This window comes from Enterobacter sp. I4 (assembly GCF_022669095.1).
In the GTDB taxonomy this organism is placed as follows: Bacteria; Pseudomonadota; Gammaproteobacteria; order Enterobacterales; family Enterobacteriaceae; genus Enterobacter; species Enterobacter pasteurii.
Map to the genome: position 1 here is coordinate 425,518 of NZ_JALBUO010000002.1, position 14,847 is coordinate 440,364.

The following is a 14,847-nucleotide window of genomic DNA, read 5'->3' on the forward strand; positions in this document are numbered from 1 at the left end:
CATGATTGATTCGCCCCGCGTCTGTGTTCAGGTTCAAAGCGTCTACATTGAGTCCCAATCCACACCGGATGAAGAACGTTTTGTCTTTGCTTATACCGTAACCATTCGCAACCTGGGGCGGATGCCTGTGCAGCTGCTCGGGCGCTACTGGCTTATCACCAACGGCAATGGCCGTGAAATTGAAGTCCAGGGCGAAGGTGTGGTCGGTGAACAACCTCATATCGCCCCTGGCGAAGAGTATCAGTACACCAGCGGCGCGGTGATTGAGACGCCGCTGGGTACCATGCAGGGCCATTACGAAATGGTCGATGCCGACGGTAATGCCTTCCGCATTGCCATTCCTGTGTTCCGTCTCGCCGTTCCTACACTTATTCATTAATCTAATGGCTACATATCTGATTGGCGACGTTCACGGTTGCTACGATGAACTGATCGCATTATTAAAGCAGGTCGACTTTACCCCGGGGCAGGACACGCTCTGGTTAACGGGCGATTTAGTGGCACGCGGCCCCGGCTCCCTCGATGTCCTTCGCTATGTTAAATCTCTGGGCGACAGCGTGCGGCTGGTGCTGGGTAACCACGATCTTCATCTGCTTGCCGTTTACGCCGGGATCAGCCGCAATAAGCCGAAAGATCGCGTTACCCCTCTGCTGGAGGCGCCGGATGCGGACGAATTGCTTAACTGGCTGCGCCGCCAGCCGCTGCTCCAGATTGATGAAGAGAAAAAGCTGGTGATGGCCCATGCCGGCATCACGCCTCAGTGGGATCTTGAGACAGCAAAAATCTGCGCGCGCGACGCTGAAGCGGTGCTGGCGAGCGACTCCTACCCGTTCTTCCTCGATGCCATGTACGGCGATATGCCGAACAACTGGAGCGAGGATCTCAGCGGTCTGGCGCGGCTGCGTTTTATCACCAACGCGTTTACGCGGATGCGCTACTGTTTCCCGAACGGACAGCTGGATATGTATTGCAAAGACACGCCGGAAAATGCGCCTGCGCCGCTTAAGCCGTGGTTTGCCATCCCGGGCCCCGTGGCTGATGAATACAGTATTGTATTCGGGCACTGGGCATCGCTGGAGGGGAAAGGTACGCCGGAAAATATTTATGCGCTCGACACCGGATGCTGCTGGGGCGGAGATCTAACCTGCTTACGCTGGGAAGATAAACGTTATTTTGTGCAGCCGTCCAACCGACAGCTGGATCTGGGAGAAGGCGAGGCCGTGGCCTCCTGAATAATCCGCTTCCCCTCTCCCCTGGCTGGGGTGAGGGGAACTATCGCTTAACGACGCTCCAGAATTTCGAAGCAGTAGCTGTGTGAGTTCTGCGCATCCGCGTCGTGAAATTCGCTGAACACGGACTCCCACTCGTCCGGATCGTAATCCGGGAAATGGGTATCCCCTTCCACTTCGGCATCAATATGGGTCAGATACAGCTTCTGCGCTTTCGGCAGGAACTGCTCATACACGCGTCCGCCGCCGATCACCATGATCTCTTCGGCATTACCGCAGGCGGCAATCGCTTCATCAACGGACTTAACCCACTGAACGCGATCGTCAGTGCCCGCCTGGCTACTGATAACGATATTCTTACGGCCCGGCAATGGACGACCAATCGACTCCCAGGTCAGGCGGCCCATCACTACCGGCTTGTTTAACGTAGTACGTTTAAACCATGCGAGATCGGCAGGCAGGTTCCACGGCATGGCGTTTTCCATACCGATAACGCGGTCTACCGCCAGCGCTGCAATCAGACTGATCATTGAAAATTTCCCGGATGCAAAAAATTGCCGCCACTATACGGAAAGCTTAATCTTTCGTCGACTGGCGGCAGGGTAAAGAATCAGAAATTTTTTAATATTGCTGGCAACTCCTCTTCACGCAGACGGTTTACTCTCCGGTTCATCGGCAGGATCGCCGGTATGCTTGCCCTCTTCCGTCCCTTGCCAGCCGTGACGCTGTACCAGCGACAGGTGATTACGATCCTCGTTAATAATTTCCGTCAGCATGGTGCTGGTGCGCTTAAATACCGCCGCGCGCTCGGATGCCGTACTGCTGGCCATCGCCACCATCTCTTCCACCATGTCAGTATTAAAACGACGGAACAGATCGGCACGTTCACGCGCTTCATACGCGCCAAGCCCCAGGCTTTCCAGCGCCATGCGGCCAGACTTGAGCGCACCTTCGAAGGTTTCACGCTCTGGCGCGGCCACCCCTGCCTGGCGCAGCTGGATGTAATGATCCACATCGCGCGCGCGCGAGATGATAGTCAGATGCGGGAAGTGCTCTTTGACAAGCTCTACCAGCTGCATGCTGGTCTGCGGATCGTCGATGGCGTTAATCAGCACTTCAGCCTTTGCCGCCCCCGCCGACTCGAGCAGGTCGACGCGGGTCGCATCGCCGTAAAAGACCTTCATGTCGAATTTACGCAGCGTATCAACATGGTCGGGATCGTGATCGAGGATAACCATTTTCACACCGCTGGAGAGCAGTAAACGACCGGTAATCTGTCCGAAGCGGCCGAATCCGGCAATAATGACCCGCGGCTGCTCTTCATCGATCTCATCGGCTTCGCGCTCCTGTTCGCTGCCGGTTTTTTCCAGACGCGTCAGCAGGACCAGCAGGACCGGCGTTGCGGCCATCGACAGCGCAACCGCCAGCGTCAGCGCTTTTGCCCATTCCGGATCGAGTACGTTGGCCATCTGCGCGGCACCAAAGACCACGAACGCAAATTCACTCCCCTGCCCCAGCAGCACGGCAAACCAGCGGCGCTGCGGCTTTGGCACGTTCAACGGGCGGGCAATAAGCCACAGCATACCCATTTTTATGACCAGGAAGCCCACCAGCAGAATGACGATCCGCAGGGGATGCGTCACCAGCGTACCGAAGTCGATTGACATCCCGACGCCGATGAAAAACAGCCCCAGCAGCAGCCCTTTAAACGGCTCGATATCGCTTTCCAGCGCATGGCGGTATTCGGAGCTAGCCAGTAACACCCCGGCGAGGAAGGCCCCCATCGCCATCGACAGCCCGGCCTCTTCCAGCAGCAGGCCAAAGCCAAACACCAGGAATAGCGCCACGGCGCTGAACACCTCGCGCAGGCCGGAGCGCGCCACAAAGCGCAGCAGCGGCCGCGTTACGTAACGCCCCAGCAGAATAACCAGCGCCAGCGCGCCGACCACCTTCAGCGCCGAAAGGGCAAACGCCCCCATCGTCGTCGAGGCGCCGCTGGCTGCCAGCAGCGGGATCATCGCCACCAGCGGGATTGCGGCAATATCCTGGAACAGCAGCACGGAGAAGGCGCTACGGCCCATTTGCGTCACCGTCAGGTTACGCTCGTTCATTGCCTGCATGGCAATTGCCGTTGAGGAGAGCGCCAGCGTCATGCCGATAAGCTCCGCGACTTTCCACTCCATCCCCAGCAGAATGCAGAACCCGCCGAGCAGCAGACCGCAGGCCAGCATTTGCAGAGCGCCGCCTCCAAATACCGAGGCGCGCAGTTTCCACAGGCGCTGCGGATCGAGCTCCAGGCCAATCACAAACAGCATCAGCACAACGCCAATTTCAGCGAAATGGAGAATCGCTTCTGCATCCGTGACCAGACGAAAACCCCACGGCCCGATGACGCAGCCAGCAATCAGATAGCCGAGAACCGAGCCCAGCCCCAGGCGTACCGCCACGGGCACAATCAGCGCCGCCGCGCCGAGGTAAATCAGCGCCTGTATTAGCGTATGGCTATCCATGATGCGTCTCCTGCCACTCAAGTAAGCGTTGTTTATAATGTCGAGCCTGCGCCTGGAGCGTTTCATCGTCGCAGACAAACGTGCAGTGCATGGCAAAAGGCGGGAGCCAGTTCAGGCCACAGTAGAGGGCCGTCGCCTGTAGCGGCTGTGCCAGCACGTCAAACCCCGGAAACGCGCCGATAGAAAAATGGCTTTCACCACCGCCGGTAGTGACCGCCCACATCAGGCTTTTCCCTTTTAGCGCATTGCCGTTATGACCATACGCCCAGCCGTGAGAAAAGACTTTATCGATCCACAGCTTCAGGAGCGGGGGCACGCTGTACCACTGCATGGGATGCTGCCAGATAATCAGATCGGCACGGGAGAGCGCCTCCTGTTCGGCGGCGACATCGATATTAAAGTCGGGATAAAGTTGATAGAGGGAACGTATCTCTACGTTATCAAGCGTCCTTACCTGCTCAAGCATCCGTTTATTCGCATGCGAATGGTGCGGATAAGGATGCGCGTAAATTATCAGTATCATGAATGGGCCTGTCTTCTTCTATTATTGTAGCAGTGAGTGTAGACAGTTACCTTCCCGACTGAAAGGGGTTAACGAGCGCCTTAAAGCAAAACGCAATTTTTGGCAATCGACGCCGCCATGCCATTTTGCTGGCGCGAAAGTAAAAAACGACGGACTAAATAAATTCACCCCATAAAATAAAAACAATAACTCATATAATTAACCGATATTTTTAGATTGTCTTAACTCATTATTTAACAAATCAACCTGTACATAAACCCTTGAAAAATTAATAATTTTATGCTCTGTTTTTTGAGCTCACTCTTTAACGCGGTCAATATACAATTTCACCCACGTTACCTGATGTTCCTTCTCACTCAAATGGATGTGTACATGAGCAACAAATTCTTCACATTAAATAATACAACCCAAAGTCTTGGAAAGATATTTCCTGCCTTGTTGATATGCACCCCAGCAGTTGCGTTTTCTGCAACTATTGAACAATCAACGTCTGTTCCGCAAACCTTTTCAGACGATGCTGAATACGTTATCAATAAAGACGTCACAATTACCTCCGCCGGTAGTGAAGCGGCCGTGACAGTATCAGGTTTTACCGTCACCAAAGCCACTAACCAGGGGAATATTTCCGGTACCGGAAATGGCATGGATGTTAATACTGGCGCACAACGCGTCGTTATTAATAATGACAGCGATGCGACCATTTCCTCCACGACAAAGAATGCAGTAAATATTCAGTCATTGCTCGGTGATTTTAATAATAGCGGGAGCATAATTGGCGCCGAAAATGGCATTTTTGTCAGCGAAAGCTCCTCCGCGTTAAACATTACCAATACAAGCAGTGGAGTGATTAAGGGTAAAACAGGCCTGAATTCTCAGATTGGTATTGGCATAAATAACAGCGGAACAATTATCGGAACAAACGGTGACGCCAGTACGTTTAGCGACGGCAATACCAAAATTTTAAACAGCGGCACCGTGCAGGGAACCCAGTACGGCATTCATGTAAAAAACACTGCAAAAGTCGACATCACGAATAGCGGAACCATTAGCGGTGATTCAGCCGCCATTATGTTTGCCAGCGATAAAAATAACACCCTTGTTCTTAATACTGGCTCCTCCCTCGTCGGTGACGTTATTTCCACAAATTCAACAGGGAACACCCTGACCCTGATCGGCACCGGTACGGAAGACAGTAACTTCGTTGGGCTGAATGAAGGCGAGGGCTTTGCCAGCGTCAAAATGAACGGTGAGAACTGGACGCTTACGGGCGATCTCGACATTATCGGCACCGATGATTCTCTGCAGGTGAATAGCGGTGATTTAACGCTAGCGGGTACCGTCTCTAATAGCGGTAATACCCTGGTTGCAAACGACAGCACGTTACGATTAGGCGACGGTAAAAATACCGCCAGCCTTAGCGGCGGTCTGGAAAACAACGGTACCGTTATTTTCAATCAGGGCAGCGATTTCTCCTTTGCCACCAGCATGACCGGCAGCGGTAACGTAGAGAAAGCGGATTCCAACACCCTGACGCTGACGGGTAACAACAGCTACACAGGAGATACGGTCCTGCACGGCGGCACCACGCTGGTCTCCGCCGGAGCAACGCTCGGCGTCAAAGGCAGCAACGCTACCGTCACCGTGGAAAACGGTGCAACCTTTGCCACCGCAGGCGAAGTTAACAACAACGTCGCCGTTCTTACCGGCGGTACGCTGGCAGCGTGGAATGCGATTGCGGGTAACACGACGCTAAGGGATGCCGGAGTTGATACGGTGAACGGCAACGTGACGAACGGCGGCACGCTGCTGCTCAGCGCGGCCGATCGTAGCGTTGGCAATGATTTCACGATTAACGGCGACTACACCGGTTCTGACGGCAGCCAGATTGTGATGAACAGCACTCTGGGTGAAGATGATGCGCCAACCGACCACCTCACCATTACCGGCAGCAGCTTCGGTCAGTCCGGCGTACGCATTACCAATATTGGTGGCGCAGGCGCGCAAACCGTTAACGGTATGGAAATTGTAAGCGTAGGCGGCAGTTCCGAAGCCCAGCTGACGCTGGCAGCACCGGTTGTTGCCGGCGCGTATGAATACAATCTTTATCAGCACGACGACGGCAACTGGTACCTGGAATCAAAGGCGACACCTTCTGATGAGCCTTCCGACGGCGGCGATAATACCGATGACGGCGGAAATACTGATGATGGCGGCAACGCTGATGGCGGCGGCAATACCGACGATGGTGGAAACACAGACGGCGGTGGCAATACCGATGATGGAGGTAATGCTGACGGTGGCGGCAATGCAGATGGCGACAATACCGACAACGGCGGCAGCAATACCCCGGAAGTGATGGCGCCTGAAGTAGGGGCTTACTTAGGCAACTACCTCGCCGCACAAAGCATGTTCCTGCATAAGCGCGACGATCGCGACCAGCTTACCTTCCGCAATGAAGACGATCTGAACACCTGGATGTACGTTAAGGGTCGCTATCACGAGAACGATGCCGGTGGCGACAAAGTCAGCTACGACACTACGACCACCGTTCTGCAAGTCGGCAGCGATTTCCTGAGCAAGCCAATGGATAGCGGTATCCTGCATGCCGGCGGCATGTTCGGTGCAGGCCAGGCGAAGACCCACTCGGATGCGAAACACAACGTGCGTGACGCACAGGGTAAGGTCGATGGCTTCAACGTTGGGCTCTACGCCACCTGGCAGGAAGATCAGAAGTTACGTCTGGGCAGCTACATTGATACCTGGGCCGCCTACAGCTGGTACAACAACAAAGTGACCAGCAACCGCAATGATGAAGACTACAACAGCGAAGGTTTTGCCGCGTCTGTTGAGGTCGGCCACGCGTGGGTTATCCCGTCTGAAAACGAACGTACCTGGAAGATCGAGCCGCAGGCGCAGGTGATCTACAGCTATCTCGATCAGGAAAATCACACCGATCGCGACGGCGTACGCGTAACCACGCTGGACAATGACAGCGTCTTTGGTCGTCTGGGTGTGAAATCCAGCTACTTCCAGCAGAAGGACGTTAAGGCGTGGCAGCCATACGTGGCGGTTAACTGGCTGAAAGGTGCGGGTCAGAACGACCTTGCGTTTAACGACGAGACCGTCAGCAACGATACGCCGGAAGATCGCGGTCAGTTAGAGCTGGGCGTCACCGGCAACCTGAACGAAACGACGACCATCTCCCTGCGCGCCAGCGGCGAGTGGGGTGAAAACAGCTACGCCGCTTACGGCGGTCATATCCTGTTAAACCACCGCTGGTAATCTGTCAGCATGAAGCAAAAAAGCAGTGGCTTTCGCCACTGCTTTTTTTTAGTTATCCAGCTCACCCATGGATTTAACCTGGTCACGGTTAATCTGCTCAGTTTGGCCCGTTTCGGCGTTTTTGTACGACACCAGACCGGTATCGTCATCCACCTGCGGCTTCCCGTCAGTGACAATGGTTTTACCATCGGTAGTTTTGACGGCCTGATTGGACGAACAGCCCGCTACGGTGAACATTGCAGTGGCAGCCAGAACGGAAGCGATCAGTAGTTTATTTTGCATGGTGTTTTCCCCTGCTCTCAGTTGAATTTCGTTATCGACCTAACCATTTTAGGCTAACTGACTGAAAGCGGATGAAAAACCAGAAGGTTCCGAAGATGGAAACAGAGCCCGGCAACCGAACGGTGCCGGGCAATTTGTCTTACTTGTTAATCTGGGCGTGCATTTCCTGCACCGAAATGACCTTCTCGGTGGCATCCGCATTCAGCGCCATGGCCGTTGCGAAACCGCCGTTCAGGGTGGTGTCGTAATGCACTTTGTACTGCAGCGCGCTGCGGCGAATCAGCTTGGAGTCTTCAATCGCCTGGCGGCCGGCGGTGGTGTTGATGATGTAGGTGTATTCGCCATTCTTGATGCGGTCCTGAATGTGCGGACGACCTTCATGCACCTTGTTCACCAGACGCGGGTTGATCCCCGCTTCGCCCAGCACAATCGCCGTACCGTGGGTTGCATCCAGCTCGAAGCCCTGTTTCAGCAGCTTGGCGGCCAGGTCAACCACGCGCTCTTTATCGCCTTCGCGAACGGAGAGCAGCGCACGGCCCGATTTTCTCATGGTGGAGCTACTGCCCAGCTGCGCCTTGGCGAACGCTTCTGCAAAGGTACGGCCTACGCCCATCACTTCCCCGGTAGAGCGCATTTCTGGCCCCAGCAGCGGGTCAACGCCCGGGAATTTGTTGAACGGCAGCACCACTTCTTTCACCGAGTAGTACGGCGGGATGATTTCTTTAGTCACGCCCTGCTGAGCCAGCGTCTGGCCCGCCATCACGCGCGCCGCCACCTTGGCCAGCGGAATGCCGGTTGCTTTGGAGACGAACGGAACGGTACGCGCCGCGCGCGGGTTCACTTCGATCAGGTAGACTTCGTTGTCTTTCACCGCAAACTGGACATTCATCAGGCCGCGTACCTGCAGCTCAAAGGCCAGCTTCTGCACCTGCTGGCGCATCACGTCCTGAATTTCCTGGCTCAGGGTGTACGCTGGCAGAGAACATGCAGAGTCACCGGAGTGAACGCCCGCCTGCTCGATATGTTCCATGATGCCGCCAATCAGCACCATTTCGCCGTCGCAGATGGCGTCAACGTCCACTTCAACCGCGTCGTCGAGGAAACGGTCAAGCAGCACCGGCGCATCGTTGGAGACGCTTACCGCCGTCTGGAAGTAGCGGCGCAGGTCGGCCTCGTCATAGACAATTTCCATCGCCCGGCCGCCCAGCACGTAGGATGGACGTACCACCAGCGGGTAACCAATCTCTTTCGCCTTCTCAACGGCCATTTCAATGGCCGTTACGGTGGCGTTCGCCGGCTGCTTCAGCTTCAGACGGTCAACCGCCTGCTGGAAACGCTCGCGGTCTTCCGCACGGTCAATGGCATCCGGGCTGGTGCCGATAACCGGCACGCCTGCCGCTTCCAGCGCGCGCGCCAGCTTCAGCGGAGTCTGGCCGCCGTACTGCACGATAACGCCTTTCGGCTTCTCGATGCGCACGATTTCCAGCACGTCTTCCAGGGTTACCGGCTCAAAGTAGAGGCGGTCAGACGTGTCGTAATCGGTAGACACGGTTTCCGGGTTACAGTTGACCATAATGGTCTCGTAACCGTCTTCGCGCAGCGCCAGCGAGGCGTGTACGCAGCAGTAGTCGAACTCAATGCCCTGGCCAATACGGTTTGGACCGCCGCCCAGTACCATAATCTTGTCGCGGTCGACGGAAGGGTTCGCCTCGCACTCTTCTTCATAGGTGGAGTACATGTAGGCGGTGTCGGTGGAGAACTCAGCCGCACAGGTATCCACGCGCTTGTAAACCGGGTGCAGGTCATACTGGTCGCGCAGCTTGCGGATTTCCGCTTCACGCACGCCCGCCAGCTTAGCCAGACGCGCGTCGGCGAAGCCTTTACGCTTCAGCACGCGCAGGAAGTCAGCGTCCAGGCCGTTGATGCCCAGCTCCGCGACTTTCTCTTCCAGACGCACCAGCTCTTCAATCTGCACCAGGAACCAGCGGTCGATGTTGGTCAGGTTGAATACGCCGTCGACGGACAGACCCGCGCGGAAGGCATCGGCGATGTACCAGATACGCTCTGCGCCCGCGTCTTTCAGCTCGCGGCGAATTTTGGTCAGCGCTTCCGGGTCGTCCAGGCTGACTTTCGGATCGAAGCCGGTCGCGCCCACTTCGAGGCCGCGCAGCGCTTTCTGCAGGGATTCCTGCTGCGTGCGGCCAATCGCCATTACTTCACCCACGGACTTCATCTGGGTGGTCAGACGGTCGTTCGCGCCTGCGAACTTCTCGAAGTTGAAGCGTGGAATTTTGGTCACAACGTAGTCGATGGACGGTTCGAAGGACGCAGGCGTGCGGCCACCGGTGATGTCGTTCATCAGCTCGTCGAGGGTGTAACCGACCGCCAGTTTCGCCGCCACTTTCGCAATCGGGAAGCCGGTCGCTTTAGAGGCCAGCGCGGAGGAGCGGGACACGCGCGGGTTCATTTCGATAACAATCAGACGGCCGGTTTTCGGGTTCACCGAGAACTGCACGTTAGAGCCACCGGTTTCTACGCCGATTTCACGCAGTACCGCCATCGAGGCGTTACGCATGATTTGATACTCTTTGTCGGTCAGCGTTTGCGCTGGCGCAACGGTGATGGAGTCGCCGGTGTGGATACCCATCGCATCGAAGTTTTCGATGGAGCAGACGATGATGCAGTTGTCGTTTTTATCACGCACCACCTCCATCTCGTACTCTTTCCAGCCAATCAGCGATTCATCAATCAGCAGCTCTTTGGTTGGGGAGAGATCCAGCCCGCGCTCGCAAATCTCTTCGAACTCTTCGCGGTTGTAGGCGATACCGCCGCCGGTGCCGCCCATGGTAAAGGAAGGACGGATGATGCACGGATAGCCAACTTCAGCCGCAACGGCCAGCGCTTCTTCCATGTTGTGCGCGATGCCGGAACGCGCGGTGTCGAGGCCGATTTTTTTCATCGCCACGTCGAAGCGGCGGCGGTCTTCTGCTTTATCAATCGCGTCGGCGGTTGCACCAATCATGGTCACGCCGAACTCTTCCAGCACGCCCTGACGCTCCAGCTCCAGCGCACAGTTCAGCGCCGTCTGGCCGCCCATGGTCGGCAGCACCGCGTCCGGACGCTCTTTCTCAATGATTTTACGCACCACTTCCCAGTGAATTGGCTCGATGTAGGTCGCATCGGCCATTTCCGGGTCGGTCATGATGGTCGCCGGGTTAGAGTTGACCAGGATAACGCGGTAACCCTCTTCACGCAGGGCTTTACAAGCCTGCGCGCCGGAGTAGTCAAATTCACAGGCCTGGCCGATGACAATTGGGCCAGCGCCAAGGATCAGGATGCTTTTTATGTCTGTACGTTTTGGCATGGTCTTTTCGGCTCCTGATTATTTAGCAGTCTTACGGTATTGCTCGATAAGTTCGATAAAGTGATCGAACAGCGGCGCGGCGTCGTGCGGGCCCGGGCTGGCTTCCGGGTGGCCCTGGAAGCTGAACGCTGGCTTATCGGTACGATGAATACCCTGCAGGGTGCCATCGAACAGCGATTTGTGCGTTACGCGCAGGGTAGCCGGCATTGACGCTTCGTCTACGGCGAAACCGTGGTTCTGCGCGGTAATCATCACCGTGTTGTTGTCGATATCTTTAACCGGGTGGTTGCCACCGTGGTGGCCGAACTTCATCTTGAGGGTATTCGCACCGCTCGCCAGCGCCAGTAGCTGATGGCCGAGGCAGATGCCGAATACCGGAATATCGGTTTCGAGGAAGGACTTGATGGCGGCGATTGCGTAATCGCACGGCGCCGGATCGCCAGGACCGTTTGAGAGGAAAATGCCGTCCGGGTTCATCTTCAGCACGTCTTCAGCGGACGTTTGCGCCGGCACCACCGTCAGGCGGCAGCCGCGGTCAACCAGCATGCGCAGGATGTTGCGCTTGGCACCGAAATCGTAGGCCACCACGTGGAACGGCAGCTCGCTCTCTTTTTTCGCTTCCGGCAGGTCGCCTTCCAGCGTCCAGCTCCCCTGCGTCCAGCTGTAGGCTTCCGCCGTGGTCACTTCTTTCGCCAGATCCATGCCGTTCAGGCCAGGGAAGGCTTTCGCTTTTTCCAGCGCCAGCGTCGCATCGAGGTTATCACCCGCGATGATGCAGCCGTTCTGGGCACCCTTCTCGCGCAGCAGACGCGTTAACTTACGGGTATCAATATCGGCAATCGCCACGATGTTATGGCGCTTCAGCCAGGAAGAGAGATCTTCGGTATTGCGGAAGTTGCTGGCAATCAGCGGCAGGTCGCGAATGACCAGACCCTGCGCGTGTACCTGAGAAGATTCGTCGTCAGCAGCATTGGTGCCGACATTGCCGATATGAGGATAAGTAAGAGTAACGATTTGGCGAGAATAGGAAGGATCAGTGAGGATTTCTTGATAACCGGTCATTGAAGTATTGAAAACGACTTCCCCAACCGCCGAACCCGTTGCCCCTATGGCCCGACCGATAAACTGGGTTCCGTCTTCCAGAACCAATAGCGCTGACTTAATCAAAACACCCTCCAGAGAATATTCACTCACTTTATTTGCATATTAATTCATAACCGCGTCATGAATCAATGCAAATGTGTTGCCAGCGGATTTTTGGCAAACGGCGGCATTCTGGGGATTTGCCGGGTAAAAGTCAACTCAAAACGGCTTTTTTGCTTATTCTTTTGCAGCCCTGGCTGCTGAAATACGTTTTAACGGACAAAAAGATCATGCAAATCATTCTGGAAAACGCTTGCGCGGCAGGTTTAATGAGATTTTTGAAATGAGAGCATTAAAAAGTGGACCAGATGGTCAAAATTTACATTCATTTCACACAAAAGGGAGGGAAGATTGAAGCTTATAGCAATCATGTGATTTATTTCATACCAAAATGGTAAAATAAGAGGGCAATAAATTATTGCCCTATGCAATCAACATATTACGACTGCAATAACCACATCACGATGGGTAATAACGCTTACAAATTATTGAGATCGAGGACATCTCGCATATCAAAAAGACCGTTTCCTTTTGATTTCAGCCACAAAGCGGAGCGAACCGCACCGTTGGCAAACGTCATGCGGCTGGAGGCTTTATGGGTGATCTCCACGCGCTCGCCAATATCGGCGAACATCGCCGTATGTTCGCCGACGATATCCCCGGCACGCACGGTAGCAAAACCAATTGTACCCGGCACGCGTTCACCGGTATGGCCTTCACGGGTGTAAACCGCGCACGCTTTCAAATCTTTATCCATGGCATGAGCAATCGCTTCGCCCATCGCCAGCGCCGTGCCCGAAGGGGCATCAACTTTATGACGGTGATGCGCTTCAATAATCTCAATGTCGGTATAGTCGCCCATCACCTTCGCCGCTTTCTCCAGCAGCTTCAGCATGACGTTAACGCCTACGCTAAAGTTCGCGGCGAAGACGATCGCAATCTCGTGTGACGCATCCTGAATGGCCTGTTTACCGGCGTCGTCGAAGCCCGTGGTGCCGATGACCATGCCTTTACCGTGCTGCCGACAAAATGCCAGATGCGCCAGCGTGCCTTCCGGACGGGTAAAATCGATAAACACATCAAAATCATCCTTCACCGCGTCAAGGCTGCTCTGAACGGTTACGCCCGTCCTGCCCGTGCCGGCCAGCTCACCCGCATCGGCACCCAGCAGGGATGAACCTTCACGCTCCAGCGCCGCGCCCAGCGCCACGCCGTCCATCTGTAGTGCCGCCTGAATCAGCTGGCGGCCCATACGTCCACCCGCGCCCGCAATGGCGACGCGGATCTGTGCATCATGCATAGTTATTCTCTTACGTTAAAATGATGTAAACCGTTTTCAGATTAACCAGCCTTCGCAAAGGGTGCCACTGAAAACGCCAATAATTAGAATTTAATGATAAACAGGGAGAGATATCAGTGAAAGACATGATCGTCAGCGAAAACCGCATGATTCCCGCACCACCAGCGCGGGCGGCAGGATGATCCGCTTAGCGGGCTCGTCATTCCCCTGTATGCGGCTGTACAGTAACTCCCCCGCTTTACGACCAATCTCTTTAGCCGCCACCGATACGGTGGTCAGTGCCGGCTGCACCAGAGCCGCTTCGGTAATATCATCGAAGCCGACCAGCGCGAAATCATGACCCGGTTCACGGCCCATCTTACGTAAGCTTTGCATCACCCCGAGGGCCACAATATCCTGATAGCAGATCGCAGCGCCGATCTTCGGATGCTCAAGCAGTAACGCCTCCGCTACGCGCGCGCCGTCGCTCTGGCTGGCCTGCGACGTCCTGATCCAGGCAGGATTTGGGGTCACGCCGTATTCCAGCAGCTTGCTGGTAAAGCCACCGATACGCTGGGCCCGCGAACCCGAGTTTTGGCTCCCCCCGATAAACGCAATGTTCCGATGCCCCATTCTGAGCAGATGCTCTGTCGCCATCTGCGTGCCTAAAAAGTTGTCCGTGCCGACAAAATCAAAATCCGCATCGTTCAGTGGACGAACGACCATAATAGCCGGAATATTGCGCCGCTTAAGCCCGTCAAAAAATGCCTGTGGCGTTTCGCGAGCGGCACAAAGCACCATGCCGCCCACATTGTTGCGCATCAGCGAATCAACAAACTTTTGCTGTCGCTCTGCGGACTCCTCGCTGTTGGCCAGAAAAAGCATCAGCTCGTGACGCTCCATTTCATGACTTAGCCCTGCCGTCATCTCTCCGTAAAAAGGGTTGGTGATATCGTGCAACAGCAGTCCGACCTGATTACTTCTGCGGTTACGCAAATTGGCCGCCGTCTGGTTATAGACATAGCCCGTCTCATCCAGCGCCTTTAGCACGCGCTCGCGCGTATTTTGCGAAATACGGCCTTTATTACACAGCACCATTGAGACCGTTGCCGTTGATACGCCAGCGCGCTTCGCGACGTCTGCAAGTGTAATTCCCGTCATGCTGTCTCCTTCCGTTTCACTCAAGATTAATCGAATAACCTATTTTTTGCATTTTTCCCTGTGAGTCTCTTCAC

General features: G+C 55.3%; 11 protein-coding genes. 3 read left to right on the forward strand and 8 right to left on the reverse strand.

Annotated elements, in window-relative coordinates; translation table 11 throughout:
* Nucleotide 1: 1 nt before the first annotated feature.
* Nucleotides 2-379: a Co2+/Mg2+ efflux protein ApaG gene (gene apaG / locus MOQ06_RS14290; RefSeq protein WP_003856425.1), complete on the forward strand. Its 378-nt coding sequence runs from the start codon at nucleotides 2-4 to the stop codon at nucleotides 377-379.
* Nucleotides 380-383: 4 nt separating this feature from the next.
* Entirely contained in the window at nucleotides 384-1,232 is an 849-nt protein-coding gene (apaH, locus tag MOQ06_RS14295; protein WP_148420049.1) for a bis(5'-nucleosyl)-tetraphosphatase (symmetrical) ApaH, read from the forward strand.
* A 47-nt stretch (nucleotides 1,233-1,279) separates the two neighbouring features.
* On the opposite strand, the gene folA is transcribed toward apaH, so the two are convergent.
* The 3 genes from folA to kefF form a co-directional block, all read right to left on the reverse strand.
* Nucleotides 1,280-1,759 carry a type 3 dihydrofolate reductase gene (folA, locus tag MOQ06_RS14300; protein ID WP_242173649.1) on the reverse strand — a complete coding sequence of 160 codons (480 nt, stop codon included), beginning with the start codon at nucleotides 1,757-1,759 and terminating at the stop codon, nucleotides 1,280-1,282.
* A gap of 114 nt (nucleotides 1,760-1,873) precedes the next feature.
* Nucleotides 1,874-3,739 carry a glutathione-regulated potassium-efflux system protein KefC gene (kefC, locus tag MOQ06_RS14305; RefSeq protein ID WP_193354753.1) on the reverse strand — a complete coding sequence of 622 codons (1,866 nt, stop codon included), beginning with the start codon at nucleotides 3,737-3,739 and terminating at the stop codon, nucleotides 1,874-1,876.
* Nucleotides 3,732-4,262 carry a glutathione-regulated potassium-efflux system oxidoreductase KefF gene (kefF, locus tag MOQ06_RS14310; RefSeq protein WP_148420046.1) on the reverse strand — a complete coding sequence of 177 codons (531 nt, stop codon included), beginning with the start codon at nucleotides 4,260-4,262 and terminating at the stop codon, nucleotides 3,732-3,734. The genes kefC and kefF overlap by 8 nt, the downstream gene beginning before the upstream one ends.
* Before the next feature lie 372 nt (nucleotides 4,263-4,634).
* Between kefF and MOQ06_RS14315 the strand changes: the two genes are divergently transcribed.
* A complete protein-coding gene (locus tag MOQ06_RS14315; RefSeq protein WP_242173651.1) occupies nucleotides 4,635-7,544 on the forward strand; it encodes an autotransporter outer membrane beta-barrel domain-containing protein in 2,910 nt (969 codons plus the stop codon).
* Nucleotides 7,545-7,592: 48 nt separating this feature from the next.
* On the opposite strand, the gene MOQ06_RS14320 is transcribed toward MOQ06_RS14315, so the two are convergent.
* The 5 genes from MOQ06_RS14320 to MOQ06_RS14340 form a co-directional block, all read right to left on the reverse strand.
* Nucleotides 7,593-7,826: a YgdI/YgdR family lipoprotein gene (locus MOQ06_RS14320; RefSeq protein WP_003856439.1), complete on the reverse strand. Its 234-nt coding sequence runs from the start codon at nucleotides 7,824-7,826 to the stop codon at nucleotides 7,593-7,595.
* A 139-nt stretch (nucleotides 7,827-7,965) separates the two neighbouring features.
* Complete coding sequence (gene carB / locus MOQ06_RS14325; RefSeq protein ID WP_193354755.1) at nucleotides 7,966-11,190, reverse strand: carbamoyl-phosphate synthase large subunit; 3,225 nt, start codon at nucleotides 11,188-11,190, stop codon at nucleotides 7,966-7,968.
* Nucleotides 11,191-11,208: 18 nt separating this feature from the next.
* Nucleotides 11,209-12,357, reverse strand: coding sequence for a glutamine-hydrolyzing carbamoyl-phosphate synthase small subunit (carA, locus tag MOQ06_RS14330; RefSeq protein WP_148420044.1), 1,149 nt, complete (start codon nucleotides 12,355-12,357; stop codon nucleotides 11,209-11,211).
* Nucleotides 12,358-12,811: 454 nt separating this feature from the next.
* Nucleotides 12,812-13,633 (reverse strand): 4-hydroxy-tetrahydrodipicolinate reductase, encoded by an 822-nt coding sequence (gene dapB / locus MOQ06_RS14335; protein ID WP_242173653.1) that lies wholly within the window; start codon nucleotides 13,631-13,633, stop codon nucleotides 12,812-12,814.
* A 132-nt stretch (nucleotides 13,634-13,765) separates the two neighbouring features.
* Nucleotides 13,766-14,773: a LacI family DNA-binding transcriptional regulator gene (locus MOQ06_RS14340; RefSeq protein ID WP_242173655.1), complete on the reverse strand. Its 1,008-nt coding sequence runs from the start codon at nucleotides 14,771-14,773 to the stop codon at nucleotides 13,766-13,768.
* Nucleotides 14,774-14,847: the final 74 nt, after the last annotated feature.

Bases quoted from the DNA above. Each gene is read 5' to 3' on its own strand.
- folA (WP_242173649.1), bottom strand. From the start codon at position 1,759: ATGATCAGTCTGATTGCAGCGCTGGCGGTAGACCGCGTTATCGGTATG.
- MOQ06_RS14320 (WP_003856439.1), bottom strand. From the start codon at position 7,826: ATGCAAAATAAACTACTGATCGCTTCCGTTCTGGCTGCCACTGCAATG.
- MOQ06_RS14315 (WP_242173651.1), top strand. From the start codon at position 4,635: ATGAGCAACAAATTCTTCACATTAAATAATACAACCCAAAGTCTTGGA.
- kefF (WP_148420046.1), bottom strand. From the start codon at position 4,262: ATGATACTGATAATTTACGCGCATCCTTATCCGCACCATTCGCATGCG.
- carB (WP_193354755.1), bottom strand. From the start codon at position 11,190: ATGCCAAAACGTACAGACATAAAAAGCATCCTGATCCTTGGCGCTGGC.
- MOQ06_RS14340 (WP_242173655.1), bottom strand. From the start codon at position 14,773: ATGACGGGAATTACACTTGCAGACGTCGCGAAGCGCGCTGGCGTATCA.
- apaG (WP_003856425.1), top strand. From the start codon at position 2: ATGATTGATTCGCCCCGCGTCTGTGTTCAGGTTCAAAGCGTCTACATT.
- dapB (WP_242173653.1), bottom strand. From the start codon at position 13,633: ATGCATGATGCACAGATCCGCGTCGCCATTGCGGGCGCGGGTGGACGT.
- kefC (WP_193354753.1), bottom strand. From the start codon at position 3,739: ATGGATAGCCATACGCTAATACAGGCGCTGATTTACCTCGGCGCGGCG.
- apaH (WP_148420049.1), top strand. From the start codon at position 384: ATGGCTACATATCTGATTGGCGACGTTCACGGTTGCTACGATGAACTG.